Consider the following 22,252-nt stretch of genomic DNA (forward strand, 5'->3'; position numbering starts at 1 on the left):
TTCTCAGTCTAACCATTTAGACATAAAATTGTACAGCGCCGCTTAATCGGGGGGCGAGCGCCAACAACCCAAGCATCTACAAATACTGATTTGCAAATAAACCTAGTTTTCGATCTGTTTGCAGTGGTGCACTCTACCAGCTCAGCTAATGGTAATAAATTGTGGTCGTTCCACTGCCCTTAGCAACTGTACAAATCGTGAAACTGAACCATGCAAAAATTTACAAATTGCCCAGTTTGCAGCTCCCAAAAAATCAGCTTCCAGTACACAGCCGGGACAGCCCGCCAACCAAAAGAGGCTCCTAAATGGTCAGTTTACGGATGCGAAGATTGTGGCTTAGTATTCGTAAATCCCCGCCCGACATGGGATGAACTGAGCGATTATTACCCCGAGGGCTGGCAGTGCTACAATACTTACGTACCAGAGGAAGAAGACGTAGTAAAACAAGCTAAAAAACTCAATGAATACCGACACATTCCTATCCCTGTAGGCAAGCGGCTGTTAGACGTAGGATGCGGGGGAGGTTCCATTATCCAAGTCTTCAAAAAACTCGGAGTTGAGGTAGCAGGAATTGAGCCTAGCTCCTCAGCAGCAGCAGCAGCCCGCGAATGCGGTGTCGATGTTTTCACCGGCACTGTAGAAGAATACGTTGCAGAAAAAGGTACTGACGAAAAGTTTGATGTCATACTCTGTTCACACGTTTTGGGAGCAACGCCTTTTCCCGTTGAAACACTCGACTGCATGAGGCAGTTGCTGGCTCCAAACGGTTACATTTGGGTGGCTGTACCGAACGCTGATAGCGAATACGCGCGCAAGCTGGGCTGGCGCTGGCACAGCACCGATTATCCCTACAATCTGATCGGTTACACTCCAAAAACTTTGGCTCTAGCCGGGGAAAAGGCTGGTTTGGCAATTCAGCGAAATTACACATACTCTTTGCCGGATGCCCTTCGTTACTCTATCTGTTTGTGGCAGCGCTATCGGTGGTTTGTACCGCACAAAGTTACCCGCTTCTTCCTTTCGGAAGAACGTGTTGAGTGCATGGCGAAGGAATTGGACTCGCGCGGCGAAGGTGAGGCAATTTTAATGGAATTCTGTCACCCTCAAAGCCTGGATTAAGACGTTTTTACCAAAAGTATTTGATTTGAGATTTGAGATTTGAGATTGAGTGCACGTCGGCGGCTCAGAATCTCAAATCTTTTTTTTTCGCGCATCTCTTAAAACTTCACACTTGCCATTTGGCAGTTGTGCTGTCTTTGGTGTTGGCTATACTGTCCAAGATCGAACTCTGGACTTAGGAATGAGAATTAAATAACTTCCACTCTTGAAAGTGGGATGGGCTCTTATAGCCCGTCATGAGTGGACGGGCGGGACGCCCATCCCACAATAACAATTAAAATTGTAAGTTATTTAATTCGCGATCCTTATATCAAATCCGACGAAAACCTCTTGTTATCGTGCAACCCAAGCCGAGAAAGGTTTGTGTGTGTGTAGCGCGATTGTTTCAACCAGGGAGGTGTGTACGGTTGGTATGATGAATCACTGTTTCAGATTGCGATTCGGCTTACAACTAACAGCAGCATCCATAGCAAGATCCCAAAAAAACTGTGTCTAAACCCAAGCATATAGTTTTAACATCCCATCCCGACAGATCCGGCACAAAACCTCATCCCATTTACTGGGGAGAAATCGATCCCCTGAAACGGGGGCCTGTTATTGGTAGCCTTACCAAATCGTCTCACCGGAATGCGATCGGCACTCATTCGGGTTCCTACTCTGTTTATCGCGCGCTAGCAGTTGCGAACGGCGCACTCCAAGCCGATCACCGCCCCGATTTTACCAACACCTCTCCGGCGGCACACATCGGGCCGCATCCGAGTTGGGGCGATCGCAATTTGATTGTTTCTCTCGATCCCTTTGGGGGTTTGGTTAGCGAAGTTTATACTTCATTTCTCCAGCAGGGATACGATATTCGACCGACAATTGCTGTCACTAAAGCTCACATTAATATGCCGGAATTGCAAGATGCCATCGCTAAGGGGCGAGTGCAAATTGATGGCAAAATAGTCAAAGCAGGTGGCAATTTAGCAGTAACTAAAATTGCGATCGATCCGGTGTGGTATTTGCCGGGAATTGCGAGGCGAATCGGCGCCCAAGAAAGCGTTCTCCGCCGTGTCCTGTTCGAGCAAACAGGCGGAATGTTCTCGGATTTAGTGACGCGGCCAGATTTACACGTTTTCTTGCCACCAATTGGCGGAACTACGGTTTATATTATTGGCGATGTCGGGAATATTTCTGACACCGATAAGCAGTTGGCGGTACGGGTACACGATGAATGCAACGGTTCAGATGTCTTCAGTTCGGATATCTGCACTTGTCGCCCTTATTTGGTACACGGGATGGAAATTTGCATCCAAACTGCACAATCCGGCGGTTCTGGGGTAATAGTTTACTTCCGCAAGGAAGGGAGAGCTTTGGGGGAAGTGACTAAGTTTTTGGTGTACAATGCCAGAAAACGGCAGGAAGGCGGCGATCGAGCTGATGCCTATTTTACGCGCACTGAATGTGTTGCGGGAGTTCAAGATATGCGGTTTCAAGAACTAATGCCAGACGTGCTGCACTGGTTGGGGATCTCTCGCATTGACAGTTTAGTTTCTATGAGCGATATGAAATACAATGCGATTATCAATTCTGGCATTCAGGTGGTCGATCGCATCCCCATTCCTGAAGATTGGATTCCTGCAGACGCACAAGTCGAAATCGTCGCCAAAAAAGCCGCCGGCTACTACACGCCTGACCCTGTGCCAGATGCTACAATTCTTGCAGAAGCGATCGGACGCGATTTAGGAGATTGAGAGGGCTAAGACGCGATCGGACGCGAACTATCGCGTCTTGGCCACATAAAATTATTGCTGGTTTTTGATCAGTCAGGGTAGGTTATGGCTAATTTGCGTTCTAGTGTGATCGTAAAAACAGATATTTGTGGATATACCGCCAGAGTCAAAAAATTATCTCAGTCGGACTTAAGTAGTTTGTTAAACGAGCATAAAACTTTTGTTTCAGATATTAGCGCCAGAAATGAAGGCAGCGTGATTAAAGGGGAAGGTGATTCATTTTGGATAATTTTTCCCAGCGTCACAGCAGCGGCGGTAGCAGCCATAGAAATGCAGCAAGAATTGAGAGCGCAACAATCTAGCAAGGCGAACGACGAACGATTGGCTATTCGCGTGTCGATTACATTAGGAGATGTCTTGCATCAAGATAAAGATATCTTTGGCGATACGGTGAATTTAACAGCGCGTATAGAATCAGTAACTCCGCCGGATGAAATATATTTGTCCCAAGCAGCATGGCTGGCGCTCAACAAAGCAGAAGTGCAAACGTCTTTTGTTAACGAGTTTTCTTTGAAAGGGATGAGCGAACCTGAAAAAGTTTACAAAGTTGACCAAAGTTACAAAACGCGAATTATCAAGAATCAAGCAATAATTAAAGCAGATTTGAGAGGTTTTATAGCTTATCAAGAATCTAATTCTATCAAAGATGTGGAATATTTGCTCACCAACTTTGATACTTTTGAAAAAACAATTTGCGAAGAATACGGCGGCACAATTCGGAGTATTGTTGGCGATTCGCATTTGTTGACTTTCCCGGAAGCTCACTCAGCCTTAGCGGCAATGGAAAGTCTGTGCGAGAATTGGAAACTTTTTATTGACGCCAATCAAATACCTTGCGGCTTGTCGGTGGGAGTTGCTAAGGGAAATTTATATATATTTAGGTCTTGCACTTACGGAAAAGATATTCACATAGCCGACAGGCTGGAAGATTTAAGTAAAATAGTATGTCCGGGTAGAGAAAGAAATTCGGTCATAGTTTCCGATCAAATAAAACGCGAAGTCAGCGGGTCTAAGTGGGAATATAAGCTGATCAAAATCGATAAAAATGCGATTTTAGATAATCTTTTAGATTACAGTCAGTTTGACTTTTTTCAAGAAAATGATGTTTACCGCTGTTTGGTAGTATGAACTTGGGCAATAGTGAACTTGAGACTGTAGAATATCTGAGAACGCCGGCTGCTATTCGTCAAAAGTGCGATCGGCTTTTTGATTTAGCCAGCCAGGACAAACTTCGCTACTTCCGCGTCGATTTATCCCAACTCGACAAAGCAGCAAATTATGTAATTGACACAACGCGCCAACAGTATCCTGATTTTAACATTCCCTTTCACAGTCGCTGGCGACATTTTGAAGCCGGCAACTTGTCGCGAATCGCCGAATTGGATGCAGCAATAGCCGAATTTGCACTCATAGAGCAAGCTAAGATCAAATTTGATTTAGCCATTGTCAGCGTTTTGCTTGATGCCGGTGCTGGTGCAGATTGGCAGTATTGCGAATCCGAAACCGGACAGGTTTACCGCCGTTCTGAAGGGTTAGCAATAGCCAGCTTGCGGATGTTTTGTCAAGGTGTTTTTTCCAGCAATCCCGATTTTCCTTGGCAAGCTGATTTTCGCGGACTTTCTCAATTAAAACTAGAAGCCTTAGCTGCTGGATTTCAGGTAAGTCGAGACAATCCGCTAGTTGGTTTAACAGGCAGATTAGAATTATTGCAGCGTTTGGGGAAGGCGATTTGCCAGCATCCATTATTATTTGGTAGCGAAAACCCGCGTCCCGGCAATTTGGCAAAATACTTGCTCGACAGTCGGGTTTCGGGAGACAAAACTGTGAATGCTACTGAAGTATTGAGCGCTGTTTTGACAGGTTTTGGGGAAATTTGGCCGGGAAGATATGCAATTGGTGGCGTTAATTTAGGCGATGTTTGGCGGCATCCGGCTTTAACAGGAGAAAATCTGGGAGATGAATTGGTGCCGTTTCACAAACTCTCGCAGTGGTTGACTTATTCGCTGTTGGAACCGCTGCAAGAAGTTGGTTTAGAAGTCGCGGGATTGGATGAGTTAACGGGATTGCCGGAGTACCGCAACGGCGGTTTGTGTTTGGATATCGGGCTGCTGCAGCCCAAAGATTCGGCTATTTTTGCACAGAGTTACTTGCCTGGTTCGGAAGTTATAGTAGAGTGGCGATCGCTGACTGTGAATCTTTTAGATAAAATTGCCGCTGCTATTCGAGAAAAGCTGCATTTGAGTGCGGAAGAATTGCCGCTGGTGAAGATTTTGCAAGGAGGAACTTGGGCGGCGGGGCGGAAAATTGCGGGCGAATTGAGGCCTGGTGGAGTGCCGCCAATTCAGATTGAAAGTGACGGGACTGTGTTTTAGAGGGAAGAAGGAAGTTCGGCAACGGATTCGCTCGACGGATATAACGGATGTCAGGAAGAAGGAAAAGGGAAGTTCGGCAACGGATTCGCTCGACGGATGTAACGGATGTAACTCACATCTTGCACCATTCTCAAGAACGGGCTCTTCGGCCCGTTCCACAAAGAGTAGATTTTCTTGTGGAACAGGCCGAAAAGCCTGTTGCTGACAATGGTGCAAGATATCAGATGTAACGGATGTCAAGAAGAGGGAAGAAGCAAGAGGGAAGAAGAAAGAGGGAAGAAGCAAGAAGGAAGAGGGAAATTTATTCCCTCTTCCAACTTAAAATTAAAAATTCCAAATTCAAACCTGAAAACTATACCTCACACTACACTCCCAACAAGCTGCTTAGCGGCAAGTGCGATATTTGACGCGATAAACTAAACCGCGATGAGCCAAATCGAAGGAGTCAACGGTGGCCATGCCGGCACCGCGGGCTGTCATTGCAGCATTTACTCTCATATTTACACTATCACCACAGCGAGACCAAACATTCGCTATAGTGGCTAAGCTATCTCGAACATTGTAGTTAGTTTGGCCCCTGAGATTCCGATTTAAAACTGGCTTAGGATCGCGAATTAAATAACTTACAATTTTAATTGTTATTGTGGGATGGGCGTCCCGCCCGTCCCACAATCTTGTGGAAGTTATTTAATTTTCATTCCTTAGTGTCGCTCTGGGGGGATGAAAGGTAATTGTCGGAGCAATTTTATTCGCGCGGTATTCGTGTTTTCAATAGGGTTTGATATAAGTAGTCCAGGACGCAGGGGCCGCAGAAATCGGTTTTTTTTTGCGTCAAGAATGCCTCGATGGCTGATAAGTTATAATAAAGCCAATTAATTATTCAAAAAAATGAGTGCTAAAGTTACTGTCATTGACCATCCTTTGATACAGCACAAGTTAACTCTGATGCGGCAAACTCAAACGAGTACGGCGAAATTTCGCCAATTGCTCAAAGAGATTGGAATGCTGCTAGCCTATGAAGTGACGCGAGATTTGCCGCTAAAATACGAACAAATAGAAACGCCGATCGCGAAAATGAATGCACCGGTGCTGGCTGCTGAAAAGAAAATTGTGATTATTTCGATTATGCGTGCTGGTCAGGGACTGTTAGATAGTATTTTAGAGCTGATTCCGTCTGCGAGGGTAGGACATATTGGTTTGTACCGCGATCCGACAACTCGGATGGTGATTGAATATTATTTCAAAGTTCCCCAGGATATCGAACAGCGAGATGTTTTAATTGTCGATCCGATGCTGGCTACTGGTAATTCAGCAGTGGCGGCAGTGGATAGGCTGAAAGAAGTTCATCCGAAGTCTATTAAATTTTTGTGCTTGCTGGCGGCACCGGAGGGAGTGGGGCACTTTCACGAACAACACCCTGACGTGCAGATTTATACGGCTGCTGTTGACGAGTGTTTGGACGAGCATGGCTATATTGTACCCGGACTGGGAGATGCGGGCGATCGACTTTACGGGACTATGTGAATTCAATAAAATTATTTTCTGCTGTATATGTCAATACATTCATTTAAAAATAACTTTACTAACATAAGCAGTGGTTTGATAGTGCGATATAATGTAAGTTGTAAAATTTTAATGTCAAGAAAAGCCTATATATAACATGGCTTGTAGGGTTTTATTACATTAAATTCGTAAATTGCATGATCTAGATGTATTTACTGCATTTTATGGTTAAATTCTATGCCTTTAGTGTAATTTCTTGCCAGAATTAGTTATTAAAATAGATGTATGATGCTAAGCGTTTGCGAGCGACTACTAACATTTTTTGACGAGGGAAAAAACAATGGAGACTACAGCACAGAAGGAAGCCCCAACTCAGCCTGTTGAGGAAGTGAAAATTCAGAATATCAACAGTTTGGAGTTTGAGCTTTGGGCTAAAGCAGTGAAACGGCAGATGATTGCAGCACTCTCTAAAAAGGGCGCGATTTGACATCTGTGGGTTTTTTGTGCACAGGTTGTGTTAATTAATTAAATTAACAAAATTTTTGTCTGCATTGTTGTCCGAGTTGCGGGAGAGGCAAGAGAAAGAATTTTCCTTTTTCCGAGTTTTGGACGTACAGGTGGAAGGAAGCCGGGTTTTTTTACGAAAATACTTCTGTTGCGATCGGCAGAAATGGTAAAAAAACCCGGTTTCTTTGTGTCATATCATGTCCGATCGAGTGACCGCGATTAAAAGGGCGGGTTTTTGAGATTGTCATTTATTGGCAGATATTTTTCGTGAGGGGATCCCCTACCGTATTATGGGTAATCGACCGGACATACAGCACTTTCCAGGTAAGTGAAGTACAGAGAAACCGGGTTTCTTGAATAAAACCGGTTTCTGGCGAGAAATCCAGAAGAAACCCGGTTTCTGGGGTGTACTTTATAAACCTGGAATCCGCTGTAATATCAAGAGTGTCTCCGGGACTGTTCTATCTGCCGAAGGCTTTCTGCCAGATTACGATCGCTTGTCAACCGCCGCCAGCAAGCGCAGACTTCCGTCTTGAATCTGCACTGCTTTCACCGTTCCCACAGCAACTCTTTGTTGACCGTTAGCCATCGCTACCTCAATCTTAATCTTGGGGTCAGCCTGCAATCCCAGCCGCCCCCACAGCCACTTGACTTGAGTAGCAGGAAAAGAGCTCACTTCTACATCAGAAAAAGGCGAATTAACCCAGCGGCTACCGTCGTAAAAACTTGCTACCTGCACCTGATACCAAACTTGTTCTCCTGCCAATTTTAACTCATTGTTCGGTTCTGGTTCCAGCCACTCAGCGGGATTGACACTGTTAATTAAAGTAGCAGAACCCATAATTTGACTTTTGTGGTCTTCTAAACTTTCCGCCTGAGAAACTGCTTCCTGAAGTTTGTTGACCAAATTCCGAATTCGAGTTCTTGTTTCGCTGTCAGTATCTGATTGCTGGTCGAGCCAATTCATCGCTTCGCGAGTGCCGTCTTGAGAAGCTACAATCAGGGCGCCCCAAGCCTTGACATCGGCGTCAGCGGCATTCACTCTCAAGGCGGCGTCGATGCGGTTCCAGATCCGCCCGCTGTCATTTTTGAGGGTTGTGGCTATTTCGTGAGAGTTGCTCGGATCGGCTTCAAATACTTGCAAAGCTTCAGTCCAGCGGCCGTCGATTAATTCTGCGAGAACTTGTTGACCGGGACTGGCCCAAGATGCGATCGCCTGAGCCCGAGTGATTTTAGCGTGAAATTCGATCGTTTCTAGCTGAGCTTGCGCGACTGCGGGCCAATTTTTGCCGGCTTTCCCCTTCGCCACACGCATGACATTTAATGCTGGAGACCACAGGCCGCTTTTCGCCAGTCGCAGCCCATTTTTGTAAGTCTCGTCATTGAAGGCAATTTCTTCTAAAGAAATCGCCGTTAACTGAACTGGGTTGGGCAAAAATTTGCGCGGGCCAATTTGATAAAGGGTAAATTGCGGCTCTAAACCAACTGTTTGGTCGATCGCCAACTGCGGGTTTTCGCCCTTAACAATTTGCTGCCAATTCGGCGGTTGTCCAGCCGCACTCGCCCACTCCAACAGCGGCATTAAATGATTTTGGCTGGGGTTGTAGCGAACGACTTGTCCGTAGGGAATTTTCTTGTCGCCCTGCTTTAGTTGACCGCTGACATTAAACCAAATGCCCGATGCGGGGGGCTTGCCATCAAAGCGGCGCAGTTCTGTTAGGGGTAGCGACTGATTGGAGGCTTGATTGTTAGATGTAGAGTCAGCTAAAGAAGCAATGACAAAAGATTCTGCAGGGCCTTCTACATTCACAGAACTTGCTAGTTGGAAATACTGCTCTTTATCGGAACTGCGATCGGGAAATTGCACTCGCTTGTACACCCGAAGTTCGACAATTTGACGACAAGGATTTTTGCAAACAGTAGAAGCCTTAACAGTTCTTTCTACCATCACCGGTAATAGCAAATCGGCAATAGAATTATCGCGGGATTGATCGACGGGAAGCGGCAGGGCTTCTCCGGTTACGAATCCCAATTTGCGGATGCTGGCTTTGATTTGATCGAGAGTTTGGATCGAATCTCTGCTACCTGTAGGCAGGCGCGACCATTCCGGCACAAATTGAGAGATCAACTTGTTGCCATTGGGATCGACAATTAGCTGATAACTCAGCCAAGCGCCGCCTCCCATTAAAGCTGCACAGCCACCCAAGATGCTGAGGGCTGTCAAATTAGCTATCAGTCTTTTCCAGGGATATCTGGCGCGAGTTCGGGGAGTAGGTATTGGAAGCGGGGACTCTTGAAGATTTTTGGGGCGTCGGGTTTGGCGACGGCGTCTTGTCGGGGGAGGAGCAACTTTGGGATTTTCTGGGGGTTTGGCTCGATTTTTTGAGGGGTTAATTTTGTGTTCCATCATGCCATTTTAGAATTTAGATTTTAGAATTTAGAGTTTAAAATTGCAATAGCCGATCGTACTGCCGACCTATGATATCCCAAGTGTATTGGCTGTCAACGAGCGATCGCGCGTTGACAGAGAGCTCCTGTCTTAGCTGCTGATTTTCAAACAAACTGGCGATCGCCTCAACATACTCCTGAACATTGTTCGCCCGCAAGGCCCTTATCAGTTGTGGGCCGCCATCGACGGCTAAACCCTCCAAACCTCGATCGCTAGCAACCACGGGAGTTCCCGCAGCCATCGCCTCCAAAGTTTTATTTTTAATCCCAAAACCTATCCGCATCGGCACCACACAAACAGCAGCTTGATGCAAATATTCTGCCACCCTTTGCACCCGACCTACTACTTGAATTCCGGGAAGTTCTCCCAAGGCGAGCACTTCCGGGACTGGCGAAGCCCCGACTAGGGTGAGGGTAGCATCCCGATAGCGCTGCTGCAAAGGCGGCAGTATTTGCAAACTGAGAAACCGCGCCGCGTCAATATTGGGCAAATTGTTCATTGCGCCTGCAAAAATTAAGGTGTGTCCTCCCGGATCGATCGACCGGTACGGAAATTGAGTTAAATCCACGCCGTTAGGAATTACATCTATGGGAGGTACAAAAAAATCTTGTTTTCCTGGCACTCGAACCGGAGGCAACAGTAATTCGAGGAGTTGCTCTCTGTCTGTGGATGTTGTCGCCACAATGCGGGAGAATTTGGAACAGTAGCGTTTTTCGTAGCGGGCGAGTAGGGGTAAATTTAGTCGATCCCGCAGGGGTTTTTCCGAGGTGCCGGTTGCTAACATTTCCCTGCAAGTTCCCCAAACGGAACTGTGAATGTTTGCCACTGTCAGCACTTTTTGTCGCCATTCTGGACGCACGTAAATCTCGTTAACGCTGTGCTCGCAGGTGACAACATCGCATTTGCCTGCTGTTACTAATTCGTCTGCCCAATTCTGCATTGCTTGGGAGTAGCTTGAGAGGACGTTCGGAGGTGTCCCGGACAACAAAAATCGACCGAATCTGTGGAATTTTCCTATTATTTCAGAGAAACCCCCCTCAGTCCCCCCCTTGTTAAGGGGGGGAGGCAAGAAGCCCTCCTCAAGCCCCTGGTTAAGGGCAGGAAATAACCCCCCCTCAGTCCCCCCCTTAACAAGGGGGGGAGGTAAGAATCCTTCCTCAGTCTCCTGGTGGAGTCTTAGCCCCCCCTTAGCAAGGGGGGGTTGGGGGGGTAATCGCGGGTTGGGAAAAACTGCTAATTCTGTGACTTGCTGGCGCAATGCGTCGATTTGTGCGTCGGTGACATCGGGCGATCGTACAGTGCCGAGAATTACCTCATGTCGCTGGCTCAAGTATTGTAATAAATTAAACGTCCTTACCTGAGTTCCTCCGCGGCTGGGCGGATAGGGAAAAGTTGAGGAAAGCATTAAAATCTTCATGGGATGTGGGATAAATAAATTTGCCGCTTGCGCGATAAAATTGATTGATAAAACGTTTTTTTTTTACAATCTTCGCACCTATGGACGAATTATCTCTTAAGGCGCTGCTGGAAGACTTGAAAAAGTCCGACGAAAGTGTTCGCGATCGGGCAACTACTGAACTCTGGCACACTTGGTTTAACCAGAAAGGTGACTATGGGATGCAAATTCTCAGGCGAGCGCAAGTTTCGCTGGATGCAGGCGATGTTCACCACGCTTTGGATTTGCTGACGAAATTGATTGCGGAAGCGCCGGATTTTGCGGAAGCTTGGAACCGACGCGCCGTACTTCACTATACTCAAGGAAATTATAAAAAGTCGATCGACGACTGCGAAATTGTCCTCAAACTGAACCCGGTGCATTTTGGGGCGTTGCACGGTCTGGGTTTGTGCTACGCTGCCTTGGGAGAATACCTAAATGCTATTCAAGCTTTTCGTCGCGCTTTGGAAATTCAACCGTTTGCTTTGGTGAATCAAAAGTTAATTCTCGAATGTACGGCTCGTTTGAGTTAAAGTTAATTTTCCTGGACCCAAAAGTGTTAATACCAAATTGTAAGCTGCTACGCATTTAAATTGAATCCAGATCCGGGTTCTGGGGCCAGTTCCACAATAATAATTGTATAAAAAATGACTGTCAAATTAGATGTACAACAGCTTAGTCACTTTTTAGCAATCTAAAATCTAAAATCTAAAATCTAAAATTGTCTAAGTTAGTGCCTAAAATTAGCGTTTGCATTCCTACTTACAATCGAGTGCATCTGCTGGCTTGTGCGATCGCCAGCGTGCTAGATCAAACTTATACAGATTTTGAATTAATTATCTGTGATGATGGTTCTACTGACAGCACTCCTTTGTTGATGTCGGAATTTGTCGTAGCTTGCGGGGCGGGACGCCATCGCCCGATTCGCTACATTCGCCACCCGCAGAATATCGGCAAGAGTAATAATATGCGATCGGGCTTTGCTGCTGCAAGGGGCAAATATTTTATCAAGTTTGACGATGACGATCGCCTCAGCCCGCAATTTCTAGAGCGGACATCTGCTATTTTAGATAAAGACCCCAGCATCGATTTTGTCAGTACAGATCACTGGGTGATCGACATTAACAATTATATTGACGAAAACCAGACGAAACTGAATTCGCAGCGGTGGGGGCGCACCGAGTTGTCGGCTGGAATTATTGAAGATTTGCTCTCGGCAGTTTTTCTCAGACAAAGTTTGCAAATAGGGGCGACTTTGTTTCGCCGCCGCGCGCTGGAAGAAGTCGGATTTCTGCGGCCGAATTTGCAAAATTGCGAAGATAACGATTTGTTTGTAAGACTTGCGATTGCTGGCAAAAAGTGCTATTACTTGCCGGAGCTGTTGATGGAGTATCGAGTTCATGCAGGACAGCAAGGAGTCGATCGGGCAATTCCGTATTTAAGCGATAAATTGCGCTATTTGACCGGCTACGAATTTGATTCCGAGAAGTTGGAAACAGTCAGGCTCAAAAGGATTGCAGAAACTCAATTAGCGCTGGGTTTGCGGCTGATTGAGGTGGGTGAAACTGCAAAAGGACGCCGGATGGTGCGGGAGGGAAAGTCTGTTTCTGCGGCGAAAATGTGGGCAGGTTTGGGATTGTCGCTGCTGCCGGTCGAGTTGCGTCCAAAAGCGTTTGAGTTTGTGCGAGAGTTGATTAAATAAGGCATGAGAATTAAATAACTTAGAATGCGTGATGGTTCTTGTGGGATGGGATCTTATAGCCCGTCCAGAAACGGCGGGCGGGACGCCCATCCCACTTTCAAGAGTGTAAATTATTTAATTCGCGATCGTAACCATCAATAAGAGTTATTAATTATCAGCAGGATATAAGATATTAATTTATTAGAGTAGGGGGTTTTGTTTGGCATTGAGATTTGCTCAGATTTGGCTCGATAGAAAACTTTTCGGGGAGCCTTGAGAGAGTAGGCTAAAAATAAAAATTCGATCAGACACGTTTTAGATTAAATTAAGAAATTAAGAAATACTGAAAATTAAGTATTTACGACTTTGACATCGATCGGGGACGAGTACAGACCTTTCCTTGGGTCTGCCCTGCTTGTGCTATCTGTCAGGCGATTAGGGAAAACTTTTGCCCTGAGAGTGGGTGAAGGGATCAAAGTCAGCATTGTTAAATTCTGTCTATTTTATTAATGCACCACTCATGTCAATAACTAATCGGATTAGTTTCAATAATCTCCAGGGCGACATCTTCGGCGGTGTCACGGCTGCCATTGTCTCGCTGCCCCTGGCCCTCGCCTTCGGGGTCGCTTCGGGAATCGGGCCGATCGGGGGACTGTACGGTGCCATTTGTGTTGGCTTCTTTGCGGCGCTGTTTGGCGGCACCCCAACACTGATTTCGGAACCCACAGGGCCGATGACTGTGGTGATGACTGCGATCGTCGCATCCCTCACCGCCAGCAATCCCGAACAAGGGCTAGCAATGGCGTTTACCGTTGTGATGCTGGCGGGGTTGTTTCAAATCATCTTTGGTATTTTCAAGCTAGGGAAATACGTCACCCTGATGCCATACAGCGTGATTTCGGGCTTTATGTCGGGAATTGGCGTGATTTTGATAATTCTGCAAATTGCACCGTTTCTGGGTCAAGCCCCTCCCAAAGGAGGTGTTTTGGGCACTTTTATGGCAATTCCGCAGTTGCTGGCAAACGTAAATCCGCCGGAAGCAATTCTCGGTATCTTGACGGTGGCAATTATTTTCCTGATGCCCAAAAAGCTGAAGAAAATCGTACCCCCGCAATTGATAGCGCTGATTGTCGGCACGGTAATTTCCCTGACTGTGTTTCAGGGCGCGGATATTCGCCGGATTGGAGAAATTCCGGTGGGACTGCCTCCCTTGCAATTGCCGACTTTTTCCGCCGGTCAACTCACGGTGATGTTTGTGAATGCGGTGATGCTGGGGATGCTGGGCTGTATCGATACCTTGCTGACGGCGGTGGTGGCGGACAGTCTGACGCGGACTGAGCACAAGTCCGATAAGGAGTTGATCGGTCAAGGAATTGGCAATATCATGTCGGGGATCTGCGGTGGCTTACCGGGGGCCGGGGCAACGATGGGAACTGTGGTCAATATCCAAACAGGCGCGACTTCGGCGTTGTCGGGTTTAACTCGGGCGTTGGTGCTGCTGGTGGTGGTTTTGGGCGCGGCGAAGTTAACTGAACCGATTCCGATGGCGGTGTTGGCGGGGATTGCGCTGAAGGTGGGGATTGATATTCTTGACTGGAGTTTCCTGAAACGATCGCACAAAGTATCTGTTAAGGGTTCCCTGATCATGTACGGGGTGCTGTTTTTGACTGTGTTTGTGGATCTGATTGTGGCGGTGGGTGTGGGCGTCTTTATTGCCAATATCCTGACTATCGAACGGTTGAGTAGTTTGCAGTCTGCGGGAGTGAAGCTGATTTCCGATACGGATGATGATGTGGTCCTCAGTCAGGAGGAGAAGCAACTCTTGGATCGGGGTAGGGGGCGCGTGTTGCTGTTCTGCTTGAGCGGCCCGATGATTTTTGGGTTGTCGAAGGCGATTTCCCGCGAACACAATGCTATGAAGGATGCGGATGCTTTGGTGATGGATCTGACTGCTGTGCCCATGCTGGGGGTGACGGCTTCGCTGGCGATCGAAAATGCGATTCGCGATGCCTGCGATAAGGGTTTGCAGGTTTACATCGTCGGTGCCAGCGAGAAAATTCAGCAGCGCTTGCAGAAGTTGGGATTGTTGGATCTGATTGCGCCAGAGCATGTCATGAGCGATCGTACCGCAGCCTTGCGACAAGCCGTCGCTGTGGTTGACAACAAAGGCATCCCCTTGGGAGCGCCTGTGTAACAAGGCGCGAATTCGCCAAAATAGTAGTGGTTTAGCAGGAGTGCCCGTTTTTCCTGCTATTTCTATGGCTCGATCGATCGTTTCACCTTCCTATTTCCACTAAAGTTATAAACATTGCCCGCTCTAAGTTTTTCCTAAATATCGTGTCTATATTTTCCGAAATTCCCACTGTATGGCTGCAAATTTCCCTCGTGGGTATCTGGCTGGGTTTGATTTTACTGGTCGCTGAGGGGTTAAATCGCTTTACTTCTGTCAATCCTGAAGTATCGCGGAAGGTGGTTCACATCGGTACTGGAAATGTGATTTTGCTGGCTTGGTGGCTGGAAATACCCGGTTGGGTGGGGATTTCGGCGGGAGTTTTAGCAGGTGCGATCGCCCTAATTTCTTACCAAGTTCCGATTTTGCCCAGTCTTAACAGTATCAACCGGAAGAGTTGGGGGACTTTTTTCTATGCTGTTAGTATCAGCGTTCTCGTAGCTTGGTTTTGGCCGCTGCAACATCAGGAATACGCTGCTTTGGGCATTTTAGTGATGACTTGGGGCGACGGATTGGCTGCTGTCATCGGCCAGAAATACGGCAAACATATTTATCGAGTTGGGGGAATACAAAAGAGTTGGGAAGGTTCTGCAACTATGTATTTGGTGAGTTTTGCTATTAGTAGTTTGATTTTGCTGGCGGTTCAAGGCAATATTTGGCAAACTTGGGCTGTGTCTGCTGTTGTAGCTTTGGCTGCTGCTACTTTGGAGTCGGTTTCCAAGCTGGGAATTGACAATCTGACTGTGCCGATCGGCAGTGGGGCGATCGCCTTTTTCCTAAATCAATTTTTGATAATTGGTAATGTGTAATCTGAACTTCCCCCCACGGGGGGCGTTACTGGATACAGGTAGGAATTCAAGATTTTGCAATTGCTATAAACCAAGTCGGGTGAGTTTTGTAAATTCCGATCAAAGGTGATTCATACCGTGAATCAGCAACCCCAATTATCAATTGTCTAAGTCCCGTTAAAGCAGCCGACGTGCTTGTAAAATTTGTTGTTGCCATTGCTCGAAAACGGGGATTTTTGAGCGATCGTCTGTTGGAAACATCGCCCTTATTTGCTCGATTAGCTCGATCGCCAGCGGTACGCCAAGCTGCAATTGTTCCAAGACATCCCGCTGAGCAAAAACGGTTTCCGGTGTTCCTTCTAAAATCAATTTTCCTCGATCCATTACAAACACCCAATCAGCCCAGCGGTAGATGAAATCGAGGTCGTGACTTGCTAAAAGGATAGTGGTTCCGGCGCTGTGAATTTGTTGAAGTAAACCGATCAGTTGTCGGGTGTGACGCGGATCGAGATAGGCGGTAGGTTCATCTAACAGCAGCAGTTTGGGCTTGAGAATCATGATATCGGCGATGGAAACCCGCTTTTTCTGGCCCAAACTGAGATTGTGAATTGGTTCGCGGGCGAGTTCGCTTAGATCGAATTGCTCGATCGCCTGCTGCACCTGTTGAGCAATTTCGGATTCTCTCAAGCCTAAATTGTACAATCCATAGGAAATATCTTCTTCTACCGTCGAAGCTACTAATTGATGTTCGGGATTTTGAAAGACGAGTCCGATTTGTTGGCGCAGTTGCATCAAAGATTTGCGATCGTAGCGCAAGGGTTCACCTTGCCAGCTAATGATTCCCTGTTGCGGTTGATATAAGCCATTTGCTAACAGAAAAAATGTAGTTTTGCCACAGCCATTTTGACCGATCAGCCCGCAGCGTTTCCCAGTGGGGACTTTGAGATTTAAACCCTGAATTGCCACTCGCGAACCGCAGGGATAGGAGTAGGAAGTGCGATCGAATTCTAGAATCCATTCAGACATATTTTTTATTTTTTATAGCCTTGTTCCCAGGCTCTGCCTGGGAATAAATACCCGGAGGCTATGCCTCCAATTACCGATTACCGATGAATGATTACCAATTACCGATTACCGATTTTCATTGTATAGCAATCCTTGCAGGAGTCGTAAACTTTTTACCCCACCCCAACCCTCCCCTTATCAAGGGGAGGGAGTAAGAAATTCACAAAGGAGTCGTAAACTTTTTACCCCACCCCAACCCTCCCCTTATCAAGGGGAGGGAGTAAGAAATTCACAAATGATTTAGAATTGCTATATTTGTGTCAGCCTTGATCAGATTTTGACAACTGCCAAAGTTGCATTTCATAACAGAGATGTTGCTCAAAAAGTTGACTTGCCTCCAATCCTTCAACCACCAGCTTCTTGAACCAGCGACGAAATATCCAGCGCAGGAATTTGTGGACGGGGGGAACTGTAATCGCAATCAAATCTGCAACATAAATCATTGTATTTAGTCCATATCGGCGGAAAGTATCGACATACAAATCGATTGTTGGCAAAATATGGGCGGAAATATCCTCAGTTTTTACTAAAGTGAATCCAGCTTGCTTTAATGCTGCATGAAGTTCCGTAACAACATGACAATTAGAGAACATTCCCTCTTGATAATTAGCATCAGATCGCAGCATATCAGCCAGCAAAACGTAACCGCCGGGATTGAGGATTTTGGCGGCACCGTTAGCAATATCAACAGCCGACATATACTGGCTACTTTCGCTAAAGAGAATAAGATCGTAGAAATGGGTTGCTTTGAAGTCTTCAAACCTCGTGAGGTGGAAGATTGCCCGATCGCGCGTACACTTAAGAAAGCGCTGTTGTTGGAAAGGATCGGGTGCGACCCCTTCGACTGCAAAACCTCGATCGAGCAAATAAGCCGCATTTCCGCCAATCCCGCAGCCCACATCGAGTATCGTATGAGTGCCTTTGGGGATTGCATCTAACAGTTTTACAGTATAAGCTTGCTGAGCGACGCGCAATCGTGCGATCGTGAGTTCGTCAGCGGGCACAGGTAGGGTTTCCCAATAGCCGTAGTGAAGGTAGGGCGAATCTGTCAAGCCCAAATAGTAATTAAGCGCTGCATTTTGGTAGCGAGTTACTTTAGAAATTTCGATAGATTTTGGCTGCGACATTGGGAAAATTTAGTAAGTTTTAGGATTTAGGGCTGAGTTGAAATTCTTCCCAGCGCTTGCATACCTGTTCATAGCACTCAACCGGAGAAATTGCCAACTTTTGCAACAAATTGATATCAATGTGACCGTGGGCGATCGACAAAAATATAATTGCTTCCTTGGGTTCGTAGCTATCAATGATTTGGAGCAGATTTGAAACAGTATTTTGCTCGATTTCTAGTTGTTGCAAATAAACGGTTGCCTCCAAGTCGGAAATAAATTCCAGATCGTACTTGATAGTATCTACGCTCCAATTCACATAGCCGTTAATGGGAGTATTGATTTTGCAAGCAACCAAGCCTCGTCCTTGATGCAAAAAGCCATTCCAAGCGGTATGTCCGATCGACAAAATATTCTGATGAATAAACAAGTTTTGCCAGTAGCCAAAACTACCCTGCCAAACACTATCTTCGATTCGCATTTTTTTAGTTTCCCGCTGCCTAAAATTTCGTTATTGTCGATCGGGAAACGGAGCACAACAGCAGATTATTTGTAAAAATATTGAACTCACCATCATCCATACCTCGCAGATGAAAAACATGATTGTAAACAAATCGGCGGGCATCCTGACTCAGAGATGCAATGCTCTCATTACAGTTGCGGGACAGCGCCGGATTCGCACCGAACTTTCCCCCTTACGTCTGATGTGTGTTTTTCATCAGAGCCGATCGATATACGGGGATATTACCACTATTTGGGATATTTGACAAAAAAAGCCGTGTGCCTATTAACCAAACTCAATATTTTCATACAAATCAGCCAGCGAAATCTCCACAGCAACAGATGTTAAACTCAGCCGATCGCCCATACAGCTATATTCCGAAAAAATCCACTTATTCGCATCAGTTTTAGAATATTGCTCCACCTGTAGCCGATATTGGTCGATTAATAAATACTCCTGAAAACTAGGAATACTGCGATAAGCAGCAAACTTTTCATCGCGATCATAAGCTTTGGTACCTTTAGACAGCACCTCAGCAATTAGCAGCGGATTAGTAATTGTATCCGTCCGTCCAGATTGCATCTCGATCGGGCGCGCTACCACCATCACATCCGGGTAAGTATAATTATTAAGCTGCGGAACCCAAAGCCGCTGATCCGAACTAAAAGTCCGATATGGTTTCCCTTTTAACGCCAGTTTCAGCGCAACAACTAAATTAGTGGTAATTTCATTGTGATCCGGTGTGCCGCCAGCCATCAGAACAATCTCCCCATTGATAAATTCATGCCGATCCAGAGAATTGATTTCTAATTCTAGATATTCCTCAGCGGTGTAGGTTTTGGTTTCAACTTGCGCGATCATACACAACGCTCTCCTTTAATCTACTCATTTCAGTTTATCTTAAAAATCCTTAATTATAGGGATGATTTGTTATCTTTATTTCGATATTATTTGGATACCGCAGCTTCGGCTACGCATTCCCACGAATAGTCTGAGAAAAAGAAAAAGCCTGTAGGGGCGGGTTCGCCAAAAGCTTTCTCATGGTGCAGACAGGTTAAATAAACCCGCCCCCACCCCACAAACTAGCCCTTTATTAATAAAAATGATGCAAAATATGAGTCCGATCGCACTTAGGAAACTTATATTATGTCCGATCGATCGCGCATAATACATAAGCTGGGGCGGGTTTTTGAGATTGTCGGTTTTTGGCAAATATTGTTGGTGAACCCGCCCCTACAGGAATCATGGTCAATCGACTGGACATGATATTACTTAACAAACTTACCGCAGCGGGACAAAGTTATAGCCAGTGCTTCCTCCTTGTTTAACTTGCACTAAAATCGGCTTCCCAGCCCGATCGCCCGTGGGCAAAAACTTCACATCCTCGCTCGATCCTGCTGTTGAAAAACTCCGATTTCTGAGTGCTTGTTGCAACCCTTCCCGCGTATTGCTTTGCCGCAAGCCAGCGATGACAGCTTGAGTCGCGTCAAAACTCGTTGCTGTTCGCCAATTCACAATGCCTCCCCAACGCTGGCGGGCATTTTCTGGGAAACGGCTACCGGGATTAGTTTCAGGATGCCAGGGAACGGGCAAAACAATCCCGTCAACGTCTTTTTGTCCGTCTTTTAAAGTTTGAAAGGTGTAGAGCGTAGTGCTGCCGTAGAGTGGCAATTTGCCTCGATTGATGCGAGCCAGAGAAATGGCACGGTCAATGCGATCGATGTGGGGCGCTACCATCAATCCTTGTGCACCTTTGCTGACAGCATCGGCGATCGCACTTTCGGGATTAAAAGAGGGTAAATAAAAGTCGCAAACAGTGGGAACTAATTTGCCACCAGCAGCAGTAAGAGATGCCACAAATTCATCTTTAAATGATATGTTATCCGGTGCTTGGGAATCATAACAAACCGCAATATTAGTTTTGGCTGCTGTTTTCACTCCATATTCTGCTAAGGGAGCTGCCATTAAGCTAATATTGGGTACTGTCCGAAAGATGTAGCTGCCAAATCCTGATAGATTATTGGCAAAGCTCGTCTGGCGCTCCGGGTGCGATCGTTGCCGATGTAGATGTAGATGTAGGTCTATTTTAATTTTTGGCATTCAATAAACCGGGAAGGAACTTGTAGGCGCCCAACCAAATTAAGCCGATGGCAATAATAAAAATAATGGGGGGCGGGCTGTTGTTTTTGTTAGTATCTTGATACAGAATTTTTTCTATTTATTTTGATACTGTAATTATTCATTCAACTAATGTTCACGTCAATTCATATAATTCATTAATTAAGTTCATAAAAGTCATACAGCACTTTCCAGGTAAGTGAAGTACAGAGAAACCGGGTTTCTTGAATCAAACCGGTTTCTGGCGAGAAATCCACAAGAAACCCGGTTTCTGGGGTGTACTTTATAAACCTGGAATCCGCTGTATTTGTAATAGCTGTTGCAAGAAGTGCGATCGCCCTTATTCAAATCCGGCCCGCTAAACTAACGAGAATAGGAGAATTATCAACAATATTCCTGGAGGCGCGGGTGTTCAGAAACCGGGTTTTTTGCGAGAATACTTGGTTACAACTCACATCTTGCACCATTCTCGCTTAACAGGCTTTCCGGCCTGTTCCACAAGAGATAAATTTTCTTGTGGAACAAGCCGGAAAGCCTGTTCATAAAAAGATTATTGAGAATGCTGCAATATCTCAGTTACAACCCGCAGATTCTGTAAAAACCCGGTTTCTTTGATTGTGATGCGTAACTCCCGTTGATATTAACCACCGCCACCGTCACCGGCACTAATCGTGAATATCATGCAGGACTTACCCACTCCGACCAAAGAAACCGGGTTTTTTACGAAAAGACGCGTTAGATCGCAGATTAGGTCAAAAAACCCGGTTTCTGACCCCCATTCGTCCAGGAATAACAATAAATTTAGCGTTGAAGTACCGCGCTTAACAAAGTTAAAACCGTGCAACCAAACACGGCTTCAAATGTATATCTTCGCGAAGGTTTATAAGGGTAAGAATTCCAAACGCGCAATTCTCCATTAAAGCCGCGCGACGCTAAACTCAACGAAACTTGACGGTAGTTTTCCAAAGTTCGCTGAAGCAATTGCCCGATTAAAATGCTTAAACTCTGCATTCCCCGCTTCCAAGTGCGGTAGCCACAGCGCGAGTTTTGTGCTATCCAAAGTTCATGGGCGATCGCCAATAAGCTAAAAATAAACCGATACATTAGTAATAGCAGTTCTGTGACTAACTCTGGACAGCGTAATTGTCTGAGAATCTGCAAGATTTCGGTAAATGGAACCGTCAAGAGAATGAAATACATACAACTTGTCGATGCGAAGGCGCGGGCAAACAGCAAGCTCACTTGGTATATTCCAGTGCGGCTCACATACAGATAAAAAGTGCCGATGCTAATGCCCCAACCTTGCCAAATATCCCACTGAATTTCCTGGATTTGACTTAACTCAACCGCACCCAGCGCCAAAGCAGGCAAACTTGTCAGCAAAAACATCAACGGTAGCGACAGCAACCGCAAATACAGTTTCGCCGGAATACCCGCATAGATGACGATCCAGACGGTTAACCAAAAGCCGATCGACAATTGGACGATCGCCCCAGAAACGAGAGACAGAATTAAAAGGGCGATCGCAAAGGATAACTTGTGAGATGGCGGCAACCCCCGCAAGCGATTTGTATAAGCCAGACTATCAATCTGATGGTTCAT

At 46.1% G+C, this 22,252-nt stretch carries 20 protein-coding genes and 1 riboswitch; of the genes, 11 read left to right on the forward strand and 9 right to left on the reverse strand.

Going from position 1 to position 22,252, the window contains the following annotated elements:
• The first annotated feature begins 210 nt into the window (after positions 1-210).
• From QUA88_RS02365 to QUA88_RS02385, 5 genes are all read left to right on the forward strand, one after another.
• The gene (locus QUA88_RS02365; RefSeq protein ID WP_333270018.1) at positions 211-1,119 is read left to right on the forward strand and encodes a class I SAM-dependent methyltransferase; all 909 of its coding nucleotides are present in this window, start codon (positions 211-213) and stop codon (positions 1,117-1,119) included.
• Between the two features lie 488 nt (positions 1,120-1,607).
• On the forward strand, positions 1,608-2,855 hold the full coding sequence (locus QUA88_RS02370; protein WP_333231889.1) for a GTP cyclohydrolase II: 1,248 nt from the start codon (positions 1,608-1,610) through the stop codon (positions 2,853-2,855).
• Between the two features lie 84 nt (positions 2,856-2,939).
• Positions 2,940-4,022: an adenylate/guanylate cyclase domain-containing protein gene (locus QUA88_RS02375; protein WP_333055017.1), complete on the forward strand. Its 1,083-nt coding sequence runs from the start codon at positions 2,940-2,942 to the stop codon at positions 4,020-4,022.
• On the forward strand, positions 4,019-5,266 hold the full coding sequence (locus QUA88_RS02380) for a URC4/urg3 family protein (protein WP_333208785.1): 1,248 nt from the start codon (positions 4,019-4,021) through the stop codon (positions 5,264-5,266). Before QUA88_RS02375 ends, QUA88_RS02380 begins: the two co-directional genes overlap by 4 nt.
• A 47-nt stretch (positions 5,267-5,313) precedes the next feature.
• Entirely contained in the window at positions 5,314-5,496 is a 183-nt protein-coding gene (locus tag QUA88_RS02385) for a hypothetical protein (RefSeq protein ID WP_333208783.1), read from the forward strand.
• Between the two features lie 154 nt (positions 5,497-5,650).
• Here the strand turns inward: QUA88_RS02385 and QUA88_RS02390 are convergent, their stop codons facing one another.
• On the reverse strand, positions 5,651-5,938 hold the full coding sequence (locus QUA88_RS02390; RefSeq protein WP_333208781.1) for a DUF4360 domain-containing protein: 288 nt from the start codon (positions 5,936-5,938) through the stop codon (positions 5,651-5,653).
• Between the two features lie 216 nt (positions 5,939-6,154).
• On the opposite strand from QUA88_RS02390, the gene upp reads away from it, so the two are divergent.
• Both upp and QUA88_RS02400 read left to right on the forward strand, forming a co-directional pair.
• Complete coding sequence (gene upp / locus QUA88_RS02395; protein WP_333208779.1) at positions 6,155-6,790, forward strand: uracil phosphoribosyltransferase; 636 nt, start codon at positions 6,155-6,157, stop codon at positions 6,788-6,790.
• Positions 6,791-7,109: 319 nt separating this feature from the next.
• Entirely contained in the window at positions 7,110-7,256 is a 147-nt protein-coding gene (locus QUA88_RS02400) for a hypothetical protein (RefSeq protein WP_332946242.1), read from the forward strand.
• 507 nt (positions 7,257-7,763) lie between these two features.
• Here QUA88_RS02400 and QUA88_RS02405 read toward each other — a convergent pair.
• Both QUA88_RS02405 and QUA88_RS02410 read right to left on the reverse strand, forming a co-directional pair.
• A complete protein-coding gene (locus QUA88_RS02405) occupies positions 7,764-9,686 on the reverse strand; it encodes a hypothetical protein (RefSeq protein WP_333055012.1) in 1,923 nt (640 codons plus the stop codon).
• A 34-nt stretch (positions 9,687-9,720) separates the two neighbouring features.
• Positions 9,721-11,142 (reverse strand): glycosyltransferase family 4 protein, encoded by a 1,422-nt coding sequence (locus QUA88_RS02410; RefSeq protein ID WP_333270024.1) that lies wholly within the window; start codon positions 11,140-11,142, stop codon positions 9,721-9,723.
• Between the two features lie 80 nt (positions 11,143-11,222).
• Between QUA88_RS02410 and QUA88_RS02415 the strand changes: the two genes are divergently transcribed.
• The 4 genes from QUA88_RS02415 to QUA88_RS02430 all read left to right on the forward strand — a co-directional run bounded on the left by QUA88_RS02415 (position 11,223) and on the right by QUA88_RS02430 (position 15,880).
• Positions 11,223-11,693, forward strand: coding sequence for a tetratricopeptide repeat protein (locus QUA88_RS02415; protein WP_333055010.1), 471 nt, complete (start codon positions 11,223-11,225; stop codon positions 11,691-11,693).
• 200 nt (positions 11,694-11,893) lie between these two features.
• Positions 11,894-12,862 carry a glycosyltransferase gene (locus QUA88_RS02420; protein ID WP_333055096.1) on the forward strand — a complete coding sequence of 323 codons (969 nt, stop codon included), beginning with the start codon at positions 11,894-11,896 and terminating at the stop codon, positions 12,860-12,862.
• Between the two features lie 499 nt (positions 12,863-13,361).
• On the forward strand, positions 13,362-15,035 hold the full coding sequence (gene bicA, locus QUA88_RS02425; protein WP_333055009.1) for a bicarbonate transporter BicA: 1,674 nt from the start codon (positions 13,362-13,364) through the stop codon (positions 15,033-15,035).
• Between the two features lie 143 nt (positions 15,036-15,178).
• Positions 15,179-15,880, forward strand: a complete 702-nt coding sequence (locus tag QUA88_RS02430) for a diacylglycerol/polyprenol kinase family protein (protein ID WP_445242995.1) — start codon at positions 15,179-15,181, stop codon at positions 15,878-15,880.
• 156 nt (positions 15,881-16,036) lie between these two features.
• On the opposite strand, the gene QUA88_RS02435 is transcribed toward QUA88_RS02430, so the two are convergent.
• From QUA88_RS02435 to cbiQ, 6 genes are all read right to left on the reverse strand, one after another.
• Positions 16,037-16,885, reverse strand: a complete 849-nt coding sequence (locus QUA88_RS02435; RefSeq protein ID WP_333270028.1) for an ABC transporter ATP-binding protein — start codon at positions 16,883-16,885, stop codon at positions 16,037-16,039.
• A 299-nt stretch (positions 16,886-17,184) separates the two neighbouring features.
• The gene (locus QUA88_RS02440; protein WP_333270030.1) at positions 17,185-18,051 is read right to left on the reverse strand and encodes a methyltransferase domain-containing protein; all 867 of its coding nucleotides are present in this window, start codon (positions 18,049-18,051) and stop codon (positions 17,185-17,187) included.
• Positions 18,052-18,070: 19 nt separating this feature from the next.
• Positions 18,071-18,511, reverse strand: a complete 441-nt coding sequence (locus QUA88_RS02445) for a hypothetical protein (protein ID WP_333055005.1) — start codon at positions 18,509-18,511, stop codon at positions 18,071-18,073.
• 118 nt (positions 18,512-18,629) lie between these two features.
• Positions 18,630-18,774: riboswitch (cobalamin riboswitch) on the reverse strand.
• Between the two features lie 43 nt (positions 18,775-18,817).
• Positions 18,818-19,393 carry a Uma2 family endonuclease gene (locus QUA88_RS02450; RefSeq protein WP_333055004.1) on the reverse strand — a complete coding sequence of 192 codons (576 nt, stop codon included), beginning with the start codon at positions 19,391-19,393 and terminating at the stop codon, positions 18,818-18,820.
• A gap of 420 nt (positions 19,394-19,813) precedes the next feature.
• Positions 19,814-20,632 carry an ABC transporter substrate-binding protein gene (locus QUA88_RS02455; protein WP_333055003.1) on the reverse strand — a complete coding sequence of 273 codons (819 nt, stop codon included), beginning with the start codon at positions 20,630-20,632 and terminating at the stop codon, positions 19,814-19,816.
• An 819-nt stretch (positions 20,633-21,451) separates the two neighbouring features.
• Positions 21,452-22,252 (reverse strand): cobalt ECF transporter T component CbiQ, encoded by an 801-nt coding sequence (gene cbiQ, locus QUA88_RS02460; protein ID WP_333055002.1) that lies wholly within the window; start codon positions 22,250-22,252, stop codon positions 21,452-21,454.

It is taken from the genome of Microcoleus sp. D3_18_C2, from assembly GCF_036702395.1.
Classification (GTDB): Bacteria; Cyanobacteriota; Cyanobacteriia; order Cyanobacteriales; family Microcoleaceae; genus Microcoleus.